Genomic DNA, 21,501 nt, shown 5'->3' with positions numbered 1-21,501 from the left:
CCGAGCAGTGAAAAAGGGCGCCGAATGGCGCCCTTTTTTGTGCACAGGTGGTTAACGCTGGCCGATCGTCTGCGCGTTCACGGCGCGCGGATGGCGAGACGAAAACAGCAGCCCGCCGGCGATTTGCCAGATCACCGCAAACGCGCCGATCAGGAACACGATGTCGCCGAAGGTGCGGATCCAGCGCAAGGTTTGCAGCAGATCCTGTTGCATGAACTCCTCGCTGCGGGCGTACCACAGGCCTTGGCTGGCACTGGCGTAGAACTGCAGGATGCCGACTGGCAGCAGGCTGGTGAAAATCATCAGCGCCAGGCCGCCGTTAAGCCACCAGAAGCCCGTGCGCATCAGGCGATCATTGAACTCGAGGTTTGGCCGCAGGTAACGCAGGATCAACAGGCAGAAGCCCAGTGCCAGCGAGCCGTAAACTCCGAACAACGCGGCGTGCGCATGCAGTGGCGTGGTGTTCAGGCCCTGGATGTAATAGAGCGAGATCGGTGGGTTGATCAGGAAGCCAAACACGCCGGCACCCAACATGTTCCAGAACGCCGTGGCGATGAAGAACTGCAATGGCCAGCGAATCCGCGCCATCCATTGCGCACGCTCTTTCAGACGCCAGTTTTCCCAGGCTTCATAACCCAGCAGGATCAGGGGGACCACTTCCAGTGCGCTGAAGGTCGCGCCCACCGCCATCACCGGTGTGGTGGTGCCGGCAAAATAAATGTGGTGGAAGGTGCCGGGAACGCCGCCAAGCATGAACAGCGAAGCCGAGCCCAGGGTCGCGGTAGTTGCCAGCCGTTTCGATACCAGACCCATGCTGGTAAAGATGAAGGCCAGCGCAGTAGTGGCGAACACTTCGAAGAAGCCTTCAACCCACAGGTGGACCACCCACCAGCGCCAGTATTCCATGACCGACAGGTTGGTGCGCTCGCCGTAGAACAGGCCCGCGCCATAGAACAGCCCAATGGCGATCACCGAGCAGGCCAGTAACGCCAGCAGGTTTTTATCGCCCGGTTGGCGCAGGGCAGGCACCATCGCGCGCAACATCAGCACCAGCCAGAACACGATGCCGGCGAACTTGGCGATCTGCCACAGACGCCCCAGGTCCACGTATTCGTAACCCTGATGGCCGAGCCAGAAACTCCACTCGGCGGGCATCAGTTGCGCGATGGCGAGGAAGTTGCCGGTGTACGAGCCGACCACCACCAGCACCAGTGCCCAGAACAGCACATCGACCCCGAGCTTCTGGTATTTGGGGTCTTTGCCGCCATTGATGAAGGGTGCCAGGAACAGCCCCGCCGCGAGGAAGCCCGTGGCGATCCAGAACATCGCGCTCTGCAGGTGCCAGGTCCGGGTCAGCGAGTAAGGGAACCACTTCGACAAGGGCAGGCCGTAGAAATCCTGGCCCTCGACCGTGTAGTGCGCGGTCACGCCACCCATCAGCACCTGGAAGCCGAACAGCGCGCCCACCAGCAACAAATATTTGCCCAGGGCCTTTTGCGATGGCGTCAGTTTGATCAGGCTCAACGGGTCCTGCGCAGGAACCGTGGGTTCGCCTTCTTCGTGCTTGCGCAGGAACGCCCAGCCCCAGACAAGGAAACCGATGCCGGCCAGCAGTACGACGATGCTCACAATCGACCAGGCCATGTTCTCGGCTGTGGGATTGTTGTCGATCAACGGCTCGTGCGGCCAGTTGTTGGTGTAGGTAGCGGCCTGGCCGTCACGCTCGGTGGCGGCCGCCCAGGCGGTCCAGAAGAAGAACTGCGTCAATTGCTCGCGCCGGGCGGCGTCCGGCAGGGTGTTCTCTTTCATCGCGAAGCTTTCACGGCTGCCATGCAACGATGGATCGTTGCTGAACAGGGCGTGGTAGTAGGCAGCGGTTTTCGCGATGGCCTGGATGCGTCGCTCACTGAGCACAAGCGTGCCATTCACCAACCGGTTGCCGCGATACTCGCGCTTGAGCTGGTGGCGCAGCAGCGCCTGCTGATCATCATCGATCTGGCTGTAGGCCTTGCCGAAACGCTGTTGCGCCCCCAGGTCCAGCCAGGCGAGCAATTCGCGATGCAGCCAGTCGGCGGTCCAGTCGGGCGCCTGGTAGGCACCGTGACCCCAGATCGAGCCCACCTGCATGCCGCCGATACTCTGCCAGGCGGTCTGGCCGTCGAGGATGTCGTCGGCGCGAAACAGCGTGGTGCCATCGACGCTCTGCACCTGTTCGGGGATCGGTGGAGCCTGTCGGTAGATCTCGCGACCGAACCAGCCCAGCAGGCAGAACGTCACGCCAAGGACGCCTATCAGCGACCACCATAATTTGCGGTATTCACCCATGGAGCACCTCCATCTGAACGGGGTTGTGTGGGGGTCGCGGCAGCGTCATCGCTGTCGGATCGGTGTTGCGGTGCATATCAGCTCCTTGATGTTGACGTTCGGCATTTGGGCGTAGCCCTATCAAGACTCGTGCCGAACGCAATGACCAGGTTTTACGGGTCGGACTGCCAGTCTGGAGTCCAAATGACTCGTTACGGTTGCGGTCACATTGACTGCATCCTGGTCGTTATGACCTACAAAAAAAGCGCCCGCATAACCGGTATGCGGGCGCAAAAAAACCGGCCCTGTGATCGGGAAGGGTGGGCCGGGGTATTGCAGGGAGGGCGATCGACTGTTGGCGATCAGTCAGTGGCGGTGCGGGGGAGGCACGCCGCCGACGTGGGATTAAATCTACGGGGTGGGCGGTGCGGCGTCATTTGTACGCAGGGTCAGTGGCGTCATGTGTAGGTTTGAGGGATTCATACGCAGGTATGGGAGAACCCCTATCCCTGTAGGAGCGAGCAAGCTCGCTCCTACAGGGTTTAGCGCAACAACCGCTCGAACGCCTCCACCGGCAACGGCTGGCTATGCAGGTAGCCTTGATACAGGTGGCAACCCAGCCCCTGTAAAAACTGCAGCTGCTCCGGCGTTTCGACACCTTCTGCAATGACCTTCAATTCCAGGCTGCGGGCCATGGCGACGATGGCGCGGATGATCTCGGCGTCGTTGGGGTCGGTGGTGGCGTCGCGGATGAACGACTGGTCGATTTTCAGGGTGTCCACCGGCAGGCGCTTGAGGTAGGTCAGCGAGGAGTAACCGGTGCCGAAGTCATCCATGGCAAAGCTGACGCCGAGTTTTTTCAGTCGGCGCATTTTGCTGATGGTGTCTTCCAGGTTCTGGATGACGATGCCTTCAGTGATTTCCAGTTTCAGCATCGAGTAGGGCAGGTTGTGACTGGTCAGGCTGTGCTCGATACGCTCGACGAAGTCATTCTGGCGGAACTGCCGTGGGCTGATATTCACGCACAGGCTGAACTGCAAGGGGTTGACCAGGCCCTTGGCAATCAATTGCCGGAAGGCATTGCACGCTTCGTCGACGATCCAGGTACCGACTTCGAGGATCAGGCCGCTGTCTTCCAGCACCTTGATGAATTCGGCGGGGGACTGCGCACCCAGTTCCGGGTGATTCCAGCGCACCAGTGCTTCTGCACCGACGATGCGATTGTCACGCGCGTCGACCTGGGGCTGGAAATGCACATCGAATTCGCCCCGGGAAAGGGCCAGGCGCAAGTCGGTTTCCATGCGCAGGCGTTCACTGGCAGCCTTCTGCATGGTGTTGTGATACATCTGCGCGGTGTTGCGCCCTGAATCCTTGGCCCGATACAACGCGATGTCCGCGCGCTTGAGCAGATCGGTCGGGGTCGAGCCGTGATCGGGGATCAGCGCGATGCCGATGCTTGGCGTGACTTGCAGTCGCTGGCCGTCGAGGAACATCGGTTCCGACAGCAGTTCGCGCATGGTATCGGCCAGCTCGCGGACCTGGGCCGAGACTTCATTGCGCGTGCCTTCGAGGCCACTGAGCAGCACCACGAATTCATCGCCACCCAGGCGCGCAACGGTGTCCTCCATGCGCACGCTGGCTTCCAGGCGCGCGGTGATAATTTTCAGTACCGTATCGCCAACCGGATGACCCAGTGAGTCGTTGATGTGCTTGAAGTGGTCAAGGTCGAGGAACATCAGCGCCCCGCGCAGGTTGTGGCGCTTGAGCAGAGCGATCTGTTGGCTCAGGCGGTCCATCAGCAACGCGCGGTTCGGCAGGTTGGTCAACGGGTCGTGATAGGCCAGGTGCCGGATCTGCGCCTCGGCATTTTTCAGCAGGCTGACGTCGCGAGCGGTCAGGAGCAGGCAGGCCGTTTCGTTGAGGGTGATCGGCTCCACCGAAACCTCGACCGTGAGCAGTTCGCCGCGCTTGTTGCGCCCGAGCATTTCCTGGTGGTGTACCCGGCCCTTGATCTGCAATTCGGCGAGCAGCGCCGAGCGTTGTTTTTCTTCGGCCCAGATACCGACCTGGTACACCGTGCGGCCGACCACCTCATCGGAGCGGTAGCCGGTCAGGCGACAGAAACCGTCGTTGACCTCCAGATAACGCCCGGTATCGCGTTCGGTAATGGTGATGGCATCAGGGCTGGAATGAAACGCCTTGGCGAATTTCTCTTCGCTGGCCTTGAGCGCCGCTTCCGAGCGTTGCTGCTGGGTGATGTCGCGCAACGTGGTGACGATGCAGGGCTGGTCGCCGACACTGATCTGGCGGCTGGAAATCACGCACGTCAATGACTGGCCGTTTTTATGCCTGACCAGGATGGCCACGTTGTTCAGGCCCTGTTCGCGGACCACTTGTTCGATCCGTCGCTGACTCTGGCTCGAGGCGTCCCACAGGCCGATTTCGTCGGCGCTGCGCCCAATCACCTCGGCCGTGCTCCAGCCAAAGGTCTGGGTGAAACTGGAGTTGATCTCGATGAATTGGCCGGTGTCCTGGCGGGTGACGCAGATCGGGTCCGGGCTGACCTGAAACAGGGTGGCGAACTTCTCTTCAGAGGTGATGAGCTTCTGTTCGCGCTCAACCTGATCGGTGATGTCCAGCAAGGTGCCTGCCATGCGCAGAGGCGCGCCGTTTTCATCGCGGTAGAGGCGGGCGCGGCTTTCCAGGTAGCGCGATGAACCGTCCTCGAGTTGCACGCGGTAGGTCAGTTGATAGTTGCCGGCCGGGCCTTCGCGCAGGCTGCGATAGGCGTCGCGCATGCTGTCACGTTCCTCGCCGGGCACGCCTTCGAAAAAATCCTCGAACGATTCATGGAAGGGTTTGGCTTCCAGGCCGTGCAATTGCGCGGCCCGCGCCGAGCCGTAAAGCATGCCGCTGGGAATGTGCCAGTCCCAGGTGCCCAGTTGCGCCGAATCCAGCGCCAGGTCAAGGCGTTCCTGGCTGTCTTTCAAGGCGAGTTCGGCCGCCTTGCGCTCGGTGGTGTCGAGGAAGGTGCTGAGCAGATAGGGCTGGCCTTCGAGTTCGACTTTCTGCGCGCTGAGGATGCCGTCGTGGATCTGACCGTTGCTCGCGCGAAACTGCACTTCCATGCTGATCAGTTCGCCCTTGGCCTTGGTTGCCTTGACCAGTTTTTCCCGCTGCTCCGGGTGCACCCACAGGCCCAGTTCGACCGTCGTGCGGCCAATCGCGTTTTGCACCGGCCAACCGAACAGGCTTTCGAAATACTGGTTGGCCTCGGTGATCAGGCCGTCGTCCTGGCGCGTCAGCAAAACCATGTTCGGGCACAGGTGGAAGAGTGTCGCGAAGCGTTTTTCCGAGCTGCTCAGCGCCTGCTCGCGCTGGCGCTGGTGAGTGATTTCGCGAATCACTCCGATCATTCGGGGCCTGCCGTGTTTGTCCGGTAGCAGGCTGCCGTTGATCTCCAGCCAATGCAGGCTGCCGTCGGGCCAGCGGATGCGGTGGTGCATCGCCTGCTCCAGCGGTGCGCCGGCGATTACGGCGTGGAACGCGCGGATGGTCTTGGCGCGGTCCTCAAGCGGGAGCAGGTCGAGGTATTCCAGGTCGTCGGGCAGGGGCTGGTGAGGGTCGAAGCCGAACAAAGCCTGGGTCCCCCGTGACCAACTGATCTGTCCGCGCTCGATGTCCCAGTACCAGGCGCCCAGGCGTGCACCGTTGAGGGCGGCGAGCAACTGCGGTGCGCTCTCCCAGCTTTGCTCCGACTGTTTGGGGTCAAGCGCCTGGATACGTGGCATGGGTGGAATACGGTCAACAGATTTGGGCATTGGCAAGCCTTAGGCTGAATTGGCGTTGGGCACAGGCTCTCGCGGCTCTATAGGAGTAGCACAAGTCAGCCTTGAGTCCCTGGCAGATCGATTTGTGCATCCAGCAGGGCCATGAAGGCCCGCGCTGCGTTCGAGAGCGTCCGTTCGGTGTGCAAGATATAGCCTAGCTGGCGAGTGAGTTGTATGCCCGGCAAAGGAATGCGCGCTACCTGATCGTCGAGCATGGTGCGCGGCAAGACGCTCCAGGCCAGGCCGATCGAGACCATCATCTTGATGGTTTCCAGGTAGTTGGTGCTCATGGCGATGTTGGGTGTCAGGCCCTGGGCTTCGAACAGCCGCTGGACGATGTGATGGGTAAAGGTGTTGCCGCCGGGGAATACCGCCGGGTGCAGGGCGATATCCGCCAGGCTCACGGCGCCGTTGCTGATCAGTGAATGTTCCGGGGCGACCACGAAATCCAGCGGGTCATCCCAGACCGGCGTGGCCTTGACCAATGTGTGGGGTTCCGGCGCCAGCGTGATGACCGCCAGTTCGGCGCGGCCATGCAGAATTTCTTCGTAGGCCACTTCCGAATCGAGGAACTGAATATCCAGCGCCACTTGCGGGTAACGCCGGGTGAACTCCCTCAGCAGGGGTGGCAAGCGGTGCAGGCCGATGTGGTGACTGGTGGCCAGGGTCAGGCGACCGGTCACTTCGCCAGTTAGGTTGGTCAGGGCGCGGCGGGTGTCGTCCAGCACATTGAGGATCTGATAAGCGCGCGGCAGCAACGCCCTGCCAGCCTCGGTCAAACCGACCTCCCGGCCCAGTCGGTCGAACAGACGCACGTTCAATTGCTGCTCCAGGCCGGCAATACGTTTACTCACCGCCGGTTGCGTCAGGTGCAGCCGTTCACCAGCGCCGGAGAAACTGCCAGTCTCGGCAATCGCAATAAATGCATTCAGGTTGGCGAGATCCATGGGTGTATTCCAGTTGGTTATCCAAAGCATAAAAAATATGAATTTGAGTTATTTAATCTAACCCCATAGCATCAGCCTCACAAGCCAAAGGGTTATTGAAATCAAATAAACCCAGGGCATAGAAACAAGCTGATGAGGAAACCGTCTGATGGCCGGCAAAACGCTCTACGACAAGCTCTGGGAATCGCACCTGGTCAAACAGCGCGACGATGGCTCTGCGCTGATTTATATCGATCGTCACATCATCCATGAAGTGACCTCACCGCAAGCGTTCGAAGGCCTGCGTCTGGCCGGGCGCAAGCCTTGGCGCATCGATGCCAACATCGCGACCCCGGACCACAACGTACCGACCACGCCGGAGCGCAAGGGCGGCATCGAAGCGATTGCCGACCAGGTGTCGCGTCTGCAGGTCCAGACCCTCGACGATAACTGCGATGAATACGGCATTGTCGAATTCAAGATGAACGACGTCCGCCAGGGCATCGTCCACGTCATCGGTCCGGAGCAAGGCGCGACCTTGCCGGGCATGACCGTGGTCTGCGGCGACTCCCACACCTCGACCCACGGCGCTTTTGGTGCCCTGGCTCACGGTATCGGCACTTCCGAGGTCGAGCACGTGCTCGCCACCCAGTGCCTGGTCGCCAAGAAAATGAAAAACATGCTGGTGTCGGTCGAAGGCACTTTGCCGTTCGGCGTCACTGCCAAGGACATCGTCCTTGCCGTGATCGGCAAGATTGGTACCGCCGGCGGTAACGGCCATGCCATCGAATTCGCGGGCAGCGCCATTCGCGATCTGTCGGTCGAAGGCCGTATGACCATCTGCAACATGTCCATCGAAGCCGGCGCACGCGTTGGCCTGGTGGCCGCCGATGAAAAAACCGTGGCCTACGTGAAGGGCCGTCCGTTCGCCCCGAAAGGCGCGGAGTGGGATTTGGCCGTCGAGGCCTGGAAAGACCTGGTGTCCGATGCCGATGCCGTGTTCGACACCGTCGTCAAGCTCGACGCCGCCCAGATCAAGCCGCAAGTCAGCTGGGGCACTTCGCCGGAAATGGTCCTGGCTGTTGATCAGAACGTGCCGGACCCGGCCAAGGAAGCTGACCTGGTTAAACGTGGTTCCATCGAGCGCGCATTGAAGTACATGGGGCTGACCGCCAATCAGGCGATCACCGACATTCAGCTCGACCGTGTGTTCATCGGTTCGTGCACCAACTCGCGGATCGAGGACCTGCGTGCTGCGGCGGTGATCGCCAAGGGCCGCAAAGTAGCCTCCACCATCAAGCAGGCCATCGTCGTGCCGGGCTCTGGGCTGGTGAAAGCGCAGGCCGAATCCGAAGGCCTGGACAAGATTTTCCTTGAAGCCGGTTTCGAATGGCGTGAGCCGGGTTGCTCGATGTGTCTGGCGATGAACCCGGACCGTTTGGAGTCGGGCGAGCACTGCGCCTCGACCTCCAACCGTAACTTCGAAGGCCGTCAGGGCGCGGGTGGCCGTACCCACCTCGTGAGCCCGGCCATGGCCGCTGCGGCGGCGGTGAACGGTCGTTTCGTTGACGTCCGTGAATTGATCTGAGGAGCGCAGCATGAAAGCCTTTACCCAGCACACTGGTCTTGTCGCGCCTTTGGATCGTGCCAACGTCGATACCGATCAGATCATCCCGAAACAATTCTTGAAGTCGATCAAGCGCACCGGCTTCGGTCCTAACCTGTTCGACGAATGGCGTTACCTGGATGTCGGCCAGCCGTACCAGGACAACTCCAAGCGCCCACTCAACAAGGACTTCGTCCTCAACGCCGAGCGCTACCAGGGCGCCAGCGTATTACTGGCCCGCGAGAACTTCGGTTGCGGTTCCAGCCGTGAACACGCGCCATGGGCCCTGGAAGAGTACGGTTTCCGCAGCATCATCGCGCCGAGCTACGCCGACATCTTCTTCAATAACAGCTTCAAGAACGGCTTGCTGCCGATCATCCTGAGCGACGAGGAAGTCGATGAGCTGTTCAAGCAGGTCGAAGCCGATCCGGGTTACCAATTGCAGATCGACCTGCAAACCCAGACCGTGACTCGCCCGGATGGCAAGGTGCTGAGTTTTGAAATCGATGCGTTTCGCAAGCACTGCCTGCTCAACGGCCTGGACGATATCGGCCTGACCTTGCAGGACGGCGATGCGATTGCGGCGTTCGAAGCCAAGCACCGGGCGAGCCAGCCTTGGTTGTTTCGTGATGCGTAAATGATGTAGTCAGGGCCGGCCCTATCGCGGGCAAGCCCGCTCCCACAGGTTTTATGAGCACCACAAACCCTGTGGGAGCGGGCTTGCCCGCGAAGGGGCCGGTACAGGCAACACAAGACTCACCCCAGAAAGGAAGTCCCCATGACCAGCACCCCCCAGCACAGCCAGGTAGTCCAGAATCAATTCGGTGAGCAAGCTGCGGCTTACCTGAGCAGTGCCGTCCACGCTCAAGGCACCGAATTCGCACTGCTACAGGCTGAACTGGCGGGGAAGGGCGCGGCCCGGGTCCTGGACCTGGGTTGCGGCGCTGGCCACGTGAGTTTTCACGTGGCACCGCTGGCCGGGGACGTGGTGGCCTACGACCTGTCGCAACAAATGCTCGACGTGGTCGCCGCTGCGGCGGTCGATCGTGGTTTGAGCAATATTTCCACGGTGCGTGGCGCCGCTGAGCACCTGCCGTTCGCCGATGGCGAATTCGATTTCGTGTTCAGCCGTTATTCGGCGCACCATTGGAGCGATCTGGGCCTGGCCCTGCGCGAAGTGCGCCGGGTATTGAAGCCGGGTGGCGTGGCGGCGTTCATCGATGTGTTGTCACCGGGCAGTCCGTTGTTCGACACTTACCTGCAAAGCGTCGAAGTACTGCGCGACACCAGTCACGTGCGTGATTATTCCGCCGGTGAGTGGTTGCGCCAGGTCAGTGAGGCGGGGTTGCACACCCGCAGCACCACGCGTCAGCGCCTGCGCCTGGAATACAGCTCCTGGGTGGAGCGCATGCGCACACCGCAAGTGATGCGCGCGGCGATCCGCGAATTGCAGCAGTCGATGGGCACTGAAGTGCGCGAGTATTTCGAGATTGACGCCGATGGCTCTTTCAGTACCGATGTCCTGGTCCTGATGGCCGAACGATAGAATTTTTCCGGGCGCGCCTGCGGGCGCACCGACTGATGACATGAGGAAAGCATGAGCAAGCAGATTCTGATTCTCCCAGGCGATGGTATTGGTCCGGAAATCATGGCCGAAGCGGTCAAGGTGCTGGAACTGGCCAACGACAAGTACAGCCTGGACTTCGAACTGAGCCACGATGTGATCGGCGGCGCCGCCATCGACAAGCACGGCGTTCCGCTGGCCGATGAAACCCTGGAGCGTGCCCGTGCCGCCGACGCGGTGTTGCTGGGCGCCGTGGGTGGACCGAAATGGGACACCATCGAGCGAGACATCCGCCCTGAACGCGGCCTGCTGAAAATCCGTGCGCAACTGGGCCTGTTCGGCAACCTGCGTCCGGCGATCCTGTACCCGCAACTGGCAGAGGCTTCCAGCCTGAAGCCGGAAATTGTCTCGGGCCTGGACATCCTGATCGTTCGCGAGCTGACCGGCGGCATCTACTTCGGCGCGCCACGCGGTACCCGCACGCTGGAAAACGGCGAGCGTCAGTCCTATGACACTCTGCCTTACAGCGAAAGCGAAATCCGCCGCATTGCCCGTGTCGGTTTCGACATGGCCATGGTGCGCAACAAGAAGCTGTGTTCGGTGGACAAGGCCAACGTCCTGGCGTCCAGCCAGTTGTGGCGTGAAATTGTCGAGCAGGTGGCCAAGGATTATCCTGAAGTCGAGTTGAGCCACATGTACGTCGACAACGCCGCCATGCAACTGGTGCGGGCGCCGAAGCAATTCGACGTAATCGTCACCGACAACATGTTCGGCGACATCCTGTCCGACCAGGCCTCGATGCTCACCGGCTCCATCGGCATGCTGCCCTCGGCGTCCCTGGACACCGAGAACAAGGGCATGTACGAGCCGTGCCACGGTTCGGCGCCGGATATCGCGGGGCAGGGCATTGCCAACCCGCTGGCAACCATTCTGTCGGTGTCGATGATGCTGCGTTACAGCTTCAATCAGTCGGCCGCCGCCGATGCCATCGAAAAAGCCGTCAGCCTGGTCCTGGACCAGGGCCTGCGCACGGGCGACATCTGGTCGGCCGGTTGTACCAAAGTCGGTACGCAGCAAATGGGTGACGCAGTAGTCGCCGCGCTGCGGAATCTGTAATCTCTCGGGCCCGCTGCCACTTTCACCCCCGAAAGCAGCGGTCCACTTTTCAAGAAGGTGTAGTTGCGATGAAACGTGTAGGTCTGATCGGTTGGCGCGGTATGGTCGGTTCCGTGCTCATGCAGCGGATGCTGGAAGAGCAGGATTTCGATCTTATCGAGCCGGTGTTTTTCACCACTTCCAATGTCGGCGGCCAAGGCCCGTCCGTGGGCAAGGACATTGCTCCGCTCAAGGACGCTTACAGCATTGAAGAGCTGAAAACCCTCGACGTGATTCTGACCTGCCAGGGTGGCGACTACACCAGCGAAGTATTCCCCAAGCTGCGCGAAGCCGGCTGGCAGGGTTACTGGATCGATGCCGCTTCCAGCCTGCGCATGCAGGATGACGCGGTGATCGTGCTGGACCCGGTGAACCGCAAGGTCATCGACCAGCAGCTCGACGCAGGCACCAAGAACTACATCGGCGGCAACTGCACCGTCAGCCTGATGCTGATGGGCCTGGGCGGCCTGTTCGAGGCCGGTCTGGTCGAGTGGATGAGCGCCATGACCTATCAGGCGGCGTCCGGTGCCGGCGCGCAGAACATGCGTGAACTGATCAAGCAGATGGGCGCGACCCACGCGTCCGTCGCCGATCAACTGGCCGATCCGGCCAGCGCGATCCTCGACATCGATCGTCGTGTCGCCGAAACCATGCGCAGCGACGCGTACCCGACCGAAAACTTCGGTGTACCGCTGGCGGGCAGCCTGATCCCGTGGATCGACAAGGAACTGCCAAACGGCCAGAGCCGAGAAGAGTGGAAGGCCCAGGCCGAGACCAACAAGATCCTCGGTCGCTTCAAGAGCCCGATCCCGGTGGACGGCATCTGTGTACGGATCGGCGCCATGCGCTGCCACAGCCAGGCGCTGACCATCAAACTGAACAAAGACGTACCGATGGCCGACATCGAGGGCCTGATCAGCCAGCACAACCCTTGGGTCAAGCTGGTGCCGAACAACCGCGATGTCAGCATCCAGGAGCTGAGCCCGAACAAGGTTACCGGCACCCTGAACATCCCGGTTGGGCGTCTGCGCAAGCTGAACATGGGGTCGCAGTTCCTGGGTGCCTTCACCGTCGGCGACCAGCTGTTGTGGGGCGCTGCCGAGCCGCTGCGTCGCATGCTGCGGATCCTGCTCGAGCGTTGATCGGTTGATGCAATGAAAGAACCCGTGCCTTGTGAGAGGTGCGGGTTTTTTATTTTGGGTTGTCCGCAACGGCCCCATCGCTCTCACAAGTGCACCACCGTACCTGTAGGAGCGGGCTTGCCCGCGATGAGGCCGGTACAATCAACGCAGGCCCCAGCAGAAATTGCCTGCATCCCACCCACCCGGTAAAGTGCCGCTCCCCCCGTTTCGCCAGAGGCAGACCATGACCCAGACCCTTGACATCGCCGTGATCGGCGCCACCGGTACCGTCGGCGAAACGCTGGTACAGATTCTCGAAGAGCGCGACTTCCCCGTCGGCAACCTGCATCTGCTGGCCAGTAGTGAATCCGCCGGCAGTTCGGTGATGTTTCGTAGCAAGAACGTGCGGGTGCGGGAAGTCGATGAATTCGACTTCAGCAAGGTGCAACTGGTGTTCTTTGCGGCCGGCCCGGCAGTCAGCCTGAGTTTTGCCTCGCGGGCGGTGGCGGCCGGTTGCTCGGTCATCGATCTGTCCGGCGCCTTGCCGGCTGATCAGGCGCCACAAGTGGTGCCCGAAGCCAATGCCGAGGTGTTGGCTGGTTTGAAAAAGCCTTTCCTGGTCAGTAGCCCGAGCCCATCGGCCACCATCTTGTCCGTGGTGCTGGCGCCATTGCTCAACGTGCTCGACCTGCAACGGGTCCACGTGACGGGCAGTCTGGCGGTCTCCGATCAGGGGCGCGAAGCGGTCACTGAGTTGGCCCGGCAAACCGCCGAGCTGCTGAACATGCGCCCGCTGGAGCCGAAATTCTTCGATCGGCAGATGGCGTTCAACCTGCTGGCGCAGGTCGGCAAGCCGGATGATTCGGGCCATACGTTGCTGGAAAAACGCCTGGTGCGCGAGCTGCGCCAGGTCATGGCGCTGCCTTTATTAAAGATTTCCGCCACTTGCATTCAAGCCCCGGTGTTTTTTGGCGATAGCTTTAGCGTGACCTTGCAGTCAGCCAGCGCTGTGGACCTGGTGAAAGTCAACCAAGCACTGGAAGACGCTCCGGGGATCGAGCTGGTGGAAGCCGGCGACTACCCGACACCGGTCGGCGACGCGGTAGGGCAGGATGTGGTCTACGTGGGTCGTGTCCGGGCGGGAATCGACGACCCGTCGGAACTTAATGTGTGGCTGACGTCAGATAACGTACGCAAAGGCGCGGCGCTCAATGCTGTGCAGGTGGCTGAATTGTTGATAAAAGACCTGCTGTAAAAGATACTTGGCGACAATTTGCAAAATGATTCCTGGCGAGCACATGGCTTCGCCGGATTGCTGAAGGCGAGTCACCCTGCGGGGCTTTCCGGGGCATGAAAGAAATGATCGCGCGCGGCGACCCTTCGCCGCCGCGCGCAATGCCTTACGGCAGCGACAATCAACACCTTCTCGCTGGCCGAGGAATGTTCAGACAAAGGATGAGGCTATGGTTCAAGTTCGCAAACTGGTGTTAGCAATAGCGGCCGCCTCGGCGCTGTCCTCCGGTATGGCGCATGCGCTCGGGCTCGGGGAGTTGACCCTGAAGTCGTCGCTGAACCAGCCGCTGGTGGCGGAAATCGAGTTGCTCGACGTCAAGGAACTCACCGCTGCCGAAGTGGTGCCAAGCCTGGCCTCGCCGGAAGATTTCGCCAAGGCCGGTGTCGACCGCCAGGCGTTCCTCAATGATCTGAGCTTCACGCCAGTTATCAACGCCAGTGGCAAGAGTGTCCTGCGCGTGACCTCCAGCAAGCCGCTTTCCGAACCGATGGTGAAGTTCCTGGTTCAGGTGATGTGGCCCAATGGTCGCCTGCTGCGCGATTACAGCGTCTTGCTCGATCCGTCCAAGTTCTCCCCGCAAGCCGCTGATGCGGCTGCGCAGCCAGCTCCCGCCCAGTCCGTCACGGCCCCCGTGACCGGTGCCAGCAAACCGGGCGAGTACACGACCACGCCGCGCGATACCCTGTGGGAAATTGCAGCGAAGGCCCGCAATGGCGGCTCGATCCAGCAAACCATGCTGGCCATCCAGGCGCTGAACCCCGACGCTTTCATCAATGGCAACATCAACCTGCTGAAAACCGGCCAGGTGTTGCGTCTGCCCGACCAGACCCAGAGCACCAGCGTGGCGCAACCCAAGGCCGTCGCTGAGGTTGCTGCCCAGAACGCCGCATGGCGTCAGGGGCGTCGTTATGTCGCCAAGCCTGGCACCGGCCAGCAGCAGCTCGATGCAACCAATCGCGGTCGTCGTGACGGCGCTCCCGCGCAAGCGGCCAAGGACAATCTGAGCCTGGTCTCCGCCGAGACCGGAAAAGCCAACGGCAAGGGTCGTGCGGGTGATGCGAAGGCCATCGGCAACAAGCTGGCCGTGACCCAGGAAAGCCTGGATACGACCCGTCGTGACAATGCCGAGTTGAAGAGCCGCATCACAGACCTGCAAAGTCAGATGGACAAGTTGCAGCGCCTGATCGAATTGAAGAACAACCAGTTGGCCAAGCTGGAAGCAGGGGGGGCGGCAGCGCCTGAAGCCGCACCTGCTGCCCCCGCAGGCGCAATCGCCACGGCGCCGGTCATTTCGGCCGAGCTGACCCCGAGCCCGACGCCTGCACCAGCCGCACCGGCAACGCCAGCCCCGCCAGCCGCCGAAACCGCTCCGGCGCAGCCACCGGTCGAGCCAGCGCCTGCGGCGTCGGACGACCAGGCATTCAACGACTTGCTGACCAATCCGGTGCTGTTGGGCCTGATCGGTGGCGGTGCGGTGATTTTGGCCCTGTTGTTGCTGTTGCTGGCGCGTCGTCGCAAGGCCCAGCAGGAAGCCGAGAAACACCTGCGCATGGCCCGGGCGTTGTCTGAAGAACAGGACATGAATTTCGATCAGGACCTGCCGGAAAGCAGCTTCGAAGGCCTGGAAGTGCCTGCAGCCAGCGTCAAGCTCGCCACTGCGCCAGCTCCGGCGCCTGTTGTAACCCCTGCGCCGGTCCCTGCTCCTGCTCCGGTGATCGCGCCGGTCGTGGTGACGCCGCCGATTGCTGCGCCGTTGGTGGCGCCGGCTGGCGAACACGATGACGATGTACTCAACAAGGCTGAGTCGCACATGGCTGCTGGCCGTTTGAATCAGGCTGCAGCGTTGCTTGAAGACGGCATCAAGCAGGAACCTCAGCGCAGTGACCTGCGCCTGAAGTTGATGGAAGTCTATGGCCAGCAGGGCGATCGTGATGCATTCGTCGGCCAGGAGCGCCAGTTGGTGGCCAACGGTGAGAACTTCGCCCGTGTCGAAGAGCTGAAAAGCCGCTTCCCGGCCATGGCAGTGGTGGCGGCCGGTGGCCTGGCGGCTGCCGCCGTCGCGGCCGAGCTGGATGCGCAGTACGTCAAGGACCTCCTGATGGACGAGCCGGCGGCCGAAGAGCCGGCGCTTGGCGATGACGACCTCGACAGCGCGTTCGATCTGAGCCTGGACGATCTGGACATCCCGGTAGCGGCGGCGCCAGCGCTGGAGCCAGAACCGCAAGTGCTGGGGGAACTGGATGAGTTCCCGGCGGAAGACGACCTGAGCTTCGAATCGGTCTTGCAGCAGCAGACCGAAATCAAGGAAAACCTCGATGACCTGTCAGACTTCGATCTGGACATGGATCTGGGGGCCGAGCCTTCGCCTGCCACGCTGGCCGAAGACGATTTCCTGCTGAGCCTGGATGATGACCTCAAGGACTTGCCTGTCGCTGACGCGCCGGCTGCGCCTGAAGTGCTGCTGGACGATCTGGAGCTGCCGTCTGATTTCGATCTGTCGCTGGCCGATGAAATGGACGCGCCGGACGCCTTCGCTGCTGAGCTGGATGATGTCAACGCCGAGCTCGATCGCCTGTCCCAAAGCATGAGCGAACCGACCTTCACCGCAGAGGATGCCATGGCTTCCGCAGCGGACGAGCCGGAATTCGACTTCCTTTCCGGCACCGATGAAGTTGCCACCAAGCTCGATCTGGCACAGGCCTACATCGACATGGGCGACGCCGACGGTGCCCGGGACATCCTCAACGAAGTCGTGACCGAAGGAAACGACGGTCAGAAGAGCGAAGCCAGGGAAATGCTTTCACGTCTGGCTTGAGTGATTGCGTAGCATCGAAAACGGCAGCCCATTGAGGCTGCCGTTTTTGTTTGTGCCCCTCACCGCTGCGCTCATCCTGCCGCCATCGCGGGCAAGCCCGCTCCTACAGGGGGCGCATTCCAGATGTGGGAGCGGGCTTGCCCGCGATGGCGATTGAACAGTCACCGCATAAAAAACAGACCAGCCAATCCGACCGCCTTATAATGCCCGCCTTTGCGTACATCAGCAGGCTTCACTTCTTGGCAAATATAGATAACCCAGCGGCCGAAATGGCGGCCGAGGGCTTTTTTCGCGTGGCCCTGGGCGTTGAATACAAGGGTTCGCGTTTTCGTGGCTGGCAACGCCAGGCCTCCGGTGTGCTCACCGTGCAGGAAACCCTGGAAAACGCGCTGTCCAAAGTCGCCGACTCACCGGTGTCACTGCTCTGCGCAGGACGTACGGATGCCGGTGTGCATGCCTGCGGTCAGGTGGTGCACTTCGACACGCAGGTCGAGCGGTCGATGAAAGCCTGGGTCATGGGCGCCAACATCAATTTGCCCCATGACGTCAGCGTTTCCTGGGCCAAAGTCATGCCGGCGCATTTCCATGCGCGGTTCAAGGCCATTGCCCGGCGTTATCGTTATGTGATCTACAACGATCAGATTCGCCCGGCACACCTGAACGAAGAGATCACCTGGAATCATCGCCCGCTCGACGTCGAGCGCATGGCCGAGGCCGCACAATACCTGGTCGGCACCCACGACTTCAGCGCCTTCCGCGCCGGACAGTGCCAGGCCAAGTCGCCGATCAAGGAACTGCATCACCTGCGTGTCACGCGTCACGGCAAAATGATCGTGCTGGACATCCGCGCCAGTGCTTTCCTGCATCACATGGTGCGCAACATCGCTGGCGTGCTGATGACCATTGGTGCTGGCGAGCGTCCTGTGGAGTGGATGAAAGAGGTGCTGGACAGCCGCATCCGCCGTTCGGGCGGGGTAACAGCTCATCCGTTCGGGCTGTACCTGGTGCAGGTCGAGTACCGGGACGAGTTTGAATTGCCCGAGCGTTACATCGGCCCACACTTCCTGACCGGTTTCACCGAACTTGACGGCTGACGCCCTCGAATGCATTTGCTACCATCCGGGACTTTCCCGGATTTCCCCTGAGGTTTTATCGACATGTCAGCCGTTCGCAGCAAGATTTGCGGGATTACCCGCATAGAAGATGCGTTGGCGGCGGTCGAGGCCGGGGCGGATGCGATCGGATTCGTGTTTTACCCAGGTAGCCCCCGCGCCGTGACGTTTCAGCAGGCACGCGACATCATCAAGGCACTGCCGCCGTTCGTGACCACCGTGGGGTTGTTCGTCAACGTCAGCCACTGCGAGTTGGGCGAGTTGCTCGATGCGGTGCCGCTGGACGTGCTGCAGTTCCATGGCGACGAACCCGCCGCCGACTGTGAGTGCTGGCATCGACCCTACATCAAGGCACTGCGGGTCAAGGCCGGTGATGACATCGCCGCAGCCTGTCGGGCCTTTCCGAACGCCAGCGGCATTCTCCTCGATGCGTATGTCGAGGGCGTTCCTGGTGGAACCGGTGAAGCGTTCGACTGGTCTTTGATACCTAAAGGCTTGAACAAGCCGATCATCCTGGCAGGTGGCCTGACGCCGGATAACGTCGCCGAAGCGATTGCACGGGTTCAGCCATACGCCGTGGATGTCAGCGGTGGGGTAGAGGCCAGCAGGGGCATCAAGGATCACGCAAAGATCCGGGCATTCATTGAAGCGGTACGCGGCAGCAGGTAGTGGATGTGACGGCTGGCAGACTGCCGCCGTCCCAAAATGCACTGCGCCACGCTGCATGCAGCAGACAGGCAGGCAAGGCTGAGGATTGATGGGTTGCACGCTGGTCTCTTCACTGACCCGGCCACTCGATGATCATCGCCACACACATGAATTTAGCTTAAAGGCATACGCGGGACCGCGAACCAGAGCGTTCGGGCCGTCGGTACTGGAGAAAGAAAGCATGAGCAACTGGTTAGTAGACAAACTGATCCCTTCGATCATGCGTTCCGAGGTCAAGAAGAGCTCGGTGCCTGAGGGTTTGTGGCACAAATGCCCCTCTTGCGAGGCGGTGCTGTATCGGCCGGAGCTGGAAAAAACCCTGGATGTTTGCCCCAAGTGCAACCACCACATGCGTATTGGCGCCCGCGCCCGCATCGATATTTTCCTTGATCCGGAAGGCCGTAACGAGTTGGGTGCGGACCTGGAGCCGGTCGATCGCCTGAAGTTCCGCGACGGCAAGAAGTACAAGGACCGCCTGACGGCAGCGCAGAAGCAGACCGGCGAGAAAGACGCACTGGTCTCCATGAGCGGCACCTTGCTGGGCATGCCAGTCGTGGTTTCGGCGTTCGAGTTCTCCTTCATGGGTGGTTCGATGGGGGCCATTGTCGGCGAGCGCTTTGTTCGCGCCGCCAACTACGCCCTTGAAAACAAATGCCCGATGATCTGCTTCGCCGCCTCCGGTGGTGCGCGGATGCAGGAAGCCCTAATTTCCCTGATGCAAATGGCCAAGACCTCTGCGGTGCTGGCGCGTCTGCGTGAAGAGGGCATCCCGTTCATCTCCGTCTTGACCGACCCGGTCTACGGCGGCGTTTCCGCCAGCCTGGCGATGCTCGGCGACGTGATCGTCGGTGAGCCCAAAGCTCTGATCGGCTTCGCCGGTCCGCGCGTGATCGAGCAAACGGTTCGCGAAAAACTGCCGGAAGGCTTCCAGCGCAGCGAGTTCCTGCTGGAGCACGGCGCAATCGACATGATCGTTCACCGTCAGGAGCTGCGTCCACGTCTGGGCAACCTGCTGGCGCAACTGACCGGCAAACCGACGCCGAAATTCGTCGCCGCACCCGTTGAGCCGATTGTCGTTCCGCCGGTACCTGCCAACCTATGACCCAGCGCACCCTTGGCGAATGGCTCGCCTACCTTGAGCAGTTGCACCCTTCGGCCATCGACATGGGCCTTGAGCGCTCGCAACAGGTAGCGTCCCGCATGGGGCTGGGCAAGCCGGCGCCTCGGGTGATCACGGTGACCGGCACCAACGGCAAGGGTTCTACCTGTGCGTTCGTGGCTTCGTTGCTGCGGGCGCAGGGGTTGAAAGTCGGCGTCTACAATTCTCCGCATCTGCTGCGTTACAACGAGCGGGTGCAGGTCAACGGTGTCGAAGCCAGTGACGCCGAGCTGTGCGAAGCCTTTGCAGCCGTGGAGGCGGGCCGTGGCGACACTTCCCTGACCTATTTCGAAATGGGTACGCTGGCCGCCTTCTGGCTGTTCCAGCGATCCGGCCTCGATGCTGTCGTGCTCGAAGTTGGCCTGGGCGGGCGTCTGGACACGGTCAACGTGGTGGATGCGGACATGGCGCTGGTGACCAGCATCGGCGTGGATCACGCCGATTACCTGGGCAACACCCGCGAATCCGTGGCGTTCGAAAAAGCCGGCATCTTCCGCCAGGGCGCGCCTGCGCTCTGCGGCGACCTGAATCCTCCTCAACCTTTGCTGGATAAAGCGCGCGAGCTGGCTTGCCCGTTTTTCCTGCGAGGGCGTGATTTTGACCTCGGTGTGACCGATAACGGCTGGCAATGGCGCGGCGTTGACGCTCGGGGGCAGGTGGTCGAGCTGCATGACCTGCCGCTGCTCGACCTGCCGATGGAAAATGCCGCGCTGGCGTTGCAGGCCTATCAGCTGCTCGGCTTGCCATGGGAGCGGGGGCAGATTGTCGATGCCCTAAGCGCTACGCGGGTGGTCGGTCGCCTGGATCGCCGCTCGTTCAATTGGCAAGGCAAGCGCCTGAACCTGCTGCTGGATGTGGGACATAACCCGCATGCCGCCGAGTATCTGGCCGGGCGGCTGGCAAGTCGGCCACCGCTCGGCAAGCGCCTGGCGGTGTTCGGGTTGCTGGCGGACAAGGATCTGGATGGTGTTATTGGCGAGTTGGGTGCTAGTGTCCAGCATTGGGCCGTCGCGCCGCTGGATTCGACCCGGACGCGGCCGGTTGCCGATTTGCACGAGGCCTTGCTCGCGCGGGGTGCCTCGGTAACATCCTTCGACAGCGTGTCGGCGGCGCTGGAAGGCCAATGTGCACTGGCAACGAGCGACGATGAGATTTTGTTGTTCGGATCATTTTATTGTGTCGCCGAGGCCCTTGAGTGGCTGACTCGGCGCTCCACGGAGGAAGCGGCAAATGGCATTGCTGGATAAGGCCTACAAACAGCGCATGGTTGGCGCTTTGGTGCTGGTGGCCCTGGCGGTGATTTTCCTGCCAATGCTGTTTTCTCGGCAGGATGAACAGCGCCAGTTGACGGTCGAAGCCCCGGCTGCGCCGCAGGCGCCTTCAGTGCCACCGGTGCAGGTTGAGCCCGTCGTGGTGCCGGAGCCGCAAGCCTTGCCGCAAGAGCCGGTGCCAGGTGATGACGAAATCGCCCAGACTGAAGAATCCTCGACGCCGGTGGCGCCGACTGCACCGGTCTCGCCTGCACCCGCCGCAAAACCCGTCGCGCCTGCTGCGCCTGCGCCCGTGCCGGTCAACAAGCCAACCACAGCGCCGAGCCAGCCGATTGGTGCCGTACCCAAGCCCGACACCACGCAAAGCCGTGTTGATGCCAATGGCCTGTCGGTGAGCTGGTCGGTACAACTGGCCAGCCTGTCGAACCGTGCCAGCGCGGAAAATCTGCAAAAGACCCTGCGCAGCCAGGGCTACAACGCCTATATCCGCTCCTCTGATGGCAAAAATCGCGTGTTTGTCGGACCGCTGATCGAGCGTGCCGAAGCCGATCGTCTGCGTGACTTGTTGAATCGCCAGCAGAACCTCAAGGGTTTTGTCGTGCGCTTCCAGCCTGAACGCGGGTAAAAACTATCAGC

At 61.5% G+C, this 21,501-nt stretch carries 15 protein-coding genes; 12 read left to right on the top strand and 3 right to left on the bottom strand.

The genetic code is table 11. The annotated features are described in order from the left end of the window. Positions 1–51 precede the first annotated feature (51 nt). The 3 genes from AB4N64_RS15520 to AB4N64_RS15510 all read right to left on the bottom strand — a co-directional run bounded on the left by AB4N64_RS15520 (position 52) and on the right by AB4N64_RS15510 (position 7,081). The gene (locus AB4N64_RS15520) at positions 52–2,325 is read right to left on the bottom strand and encodes a nitric-oxide reductase large subunit (RefSeq protein WP_460116756.1); all 2,274 of its coding nucleotides are present in this window, start codon (positions 2,323–2,325) and stop codon (positions 52–54) included. Positions 2,326–2,846: 521 nt separating this feature from the next. After that, positions 2,847–6,125: an EAL domain-containing protein gene (locus tag AB4N64_RS15515; protein ID WP_460116754.1), complete on the bottom strand. Its 3,279-nt coding sequence runs from the start codon at positions 6,123–6,125 to the stop codon at positions 2,847–2,849. Positions 6,126–6,190: 65 nt separating this feature from the next. Further along, positions 6,191–7,081 carry a LysR family transcriptional regulator gene (locus AB4N64_RS15510; protein WP_460116752.1) on the bottom strand — a complete coding sequence of 297 codons (891 nt, stop codon included), beginning with the start codon at positions 7,079–7,081 and terminating at the stop codon, positions 6,191–6,193. 148 nt (positions 7,082–7,229) lie between these two features. Here AB4N64_RS15510 and leuC point away from each other — a divergent pair, with 148 nt between their 5' ends. The 12 genes from leuC (at position 7,230) to AB4N64_RS15450 (ending at position 21,490) form a co-directional block, all read left to right on the top strand. Continuing rightward, positions 7,230–8,648, top strand: a complete 1,419-nt coding sequence (leuC, locus tag AB4N64_RS15505) for a 3-isopropylmalate dehydratase large subunit (protein ID WP_460116750.1) — start codon at positions 7,230–7,232, stop codon at positions 8,646–8,648. Between the two features lie 10 nt (positions 8,649–8,658). Further along, positions 8,659–9,303: a 3-isopropylmalate dehydratase small subunit gene (gene leuD / locus AB4N64_RS15500; RefSeq protein WP_460116748.1), complete on the top strand. Its 645-nt coding sequence runs from the start codon at positions 8,659–8,661 to the stop codon at positions 9,301–9,303. Between the two features lie 141 nt (positions 9,304–9,444). After that, a complete protein-coding gene (locus AB4N64_RS15495; RefSeq protein ID WP_460116746.1) occupies positions 9,445–10,212 on the top strand; it encodes a class I SAM-dependent methyltransferase in 768 nt (255 codons plus the stop codon). Positions 10,213–10,263: 51 nt separating this feature from the next. Further along, the gene (leuB, locus tag AB4N64_RS15490; protein WP_460116745.1) at positions 10,264–11,346 is read left to right on the top strand and encodes a 3-isopropylmalate dehydrogenase; all 1,083 of its coding nucleotides are present in this window, start codon (positions 10,264–10,266) and stop codon (positions 11,344–11,346) included. 68 nt (positions 11,347–11,414) lie between these two features. Then, a complete protein-coding gene (gene asd / locus AB4N64_RS15485) occupies positions 11,415–12,527 on the top strand; it encodes an aspartate-semialdehyde dehydrogenase (RefSeq protein ID WP_175377544.1) in 1,113 nt (370 codons plus the stop codon). 223 nt (positions 12,528–12,750) lie between these two features. After that, positions 12,751–13,761, top strand: coding sequence for an aspartate-semialdehyde dehydrogenase (locus tag AB4N64_RS15480; protein ID WP_460116744.1), 1,011 nt, complete (start codon positions 12,751–12,753; stop codon positions 13,759–13,761). A 208-nt stretch (positions 13,762–13,969) separates the two neighbouring features. After that, complete coding sequence (locus AB4N64_RS15475; RefSeq protein WP_460116742.1) at positions 13,970–16,615, top strand: FimV/HubP family polar landmark protein; 2,646 nt, start codon at positions 13,970–13,972, stop codon at positions 16,613–16,615. A 269-nt stretch (positions 16,616–16,884) separates the two neighbouring features. Next, positions 16,885–17,709, top strand: a complete 825-nt coding sequence (truA, locus tag AB4N64_RS15470; protein ID WP_460126765.1) for a tRNA pseudouridine(38-40) synthase TruA — start codon at positions 16,885–16,887, stop codon at positions 17,707–17,709. Positions 17,710–17,772: 63 nt separating this feature from the next. Continuing rightward, positions 17,773–18,396: a phosphoribosylanthranilate isomerase gene (locus AB4N64_RS15465; protein ID WP_460116740.1), complete on the top strand. Its 624-nt coding sequence runs from the start codon at positions 17,773–17,775 to the stop codon at positions 18,394–18,396. A gap of 220 nt (positions 18,397–18,616) precedes the next feature. Further along, the gene (gene accD / locus AB4N64_RS15460) at positions 18,617–19,537 is read left to right on the top strand and encodes an acetyl-CoA carboxylase, carboxyltransferase subunit beta (RefSeq protein ID WP_460116738.1); all 921 of its coding nucleotides are present in this window, start codon (positions 18,617–18,619) and stop codon (positions 19,535–19,537) included. Then, a complete protein-coding gene (gene folC, locus AB4N64_RS15455) occupies positions 19,534–20,841 on the top strand; it encodes a bifunctional tetrahydrofolate synthase/dihydrofolate synthase (protein WP_460116737.1) in 1,308 nt (435 codons plus the stop codon). The genes accD and folC overlap by 4 nt, the downstream gene beginning before the upstream one ends. After that, positions 20,825–21,490 (top strand): SPOR domain-containing protein, encoded by a 666-nt coding sequence (locus tag AB4N64_RS15450; RefSeq protein ID WP_460116735.1) that lies wholly within the window; start codon positions 20,825–20,827, stop codon positions 21,488–21,490. Before folC ends, AB4N64_RS15450 begins: the two co-directional genes overlap by 17 nt. Positions 21,491–21,501: the final 11 nt, after the last annotated feature.

This window comes from Pseudomonas sp. S2_C03, assembly GCF_054668405.1.
The sequence above is the reverse complement of the archived record's forward strand: the minus strand, read 5'-3'. Positions and strand labels throughout refer to the sequence as shown.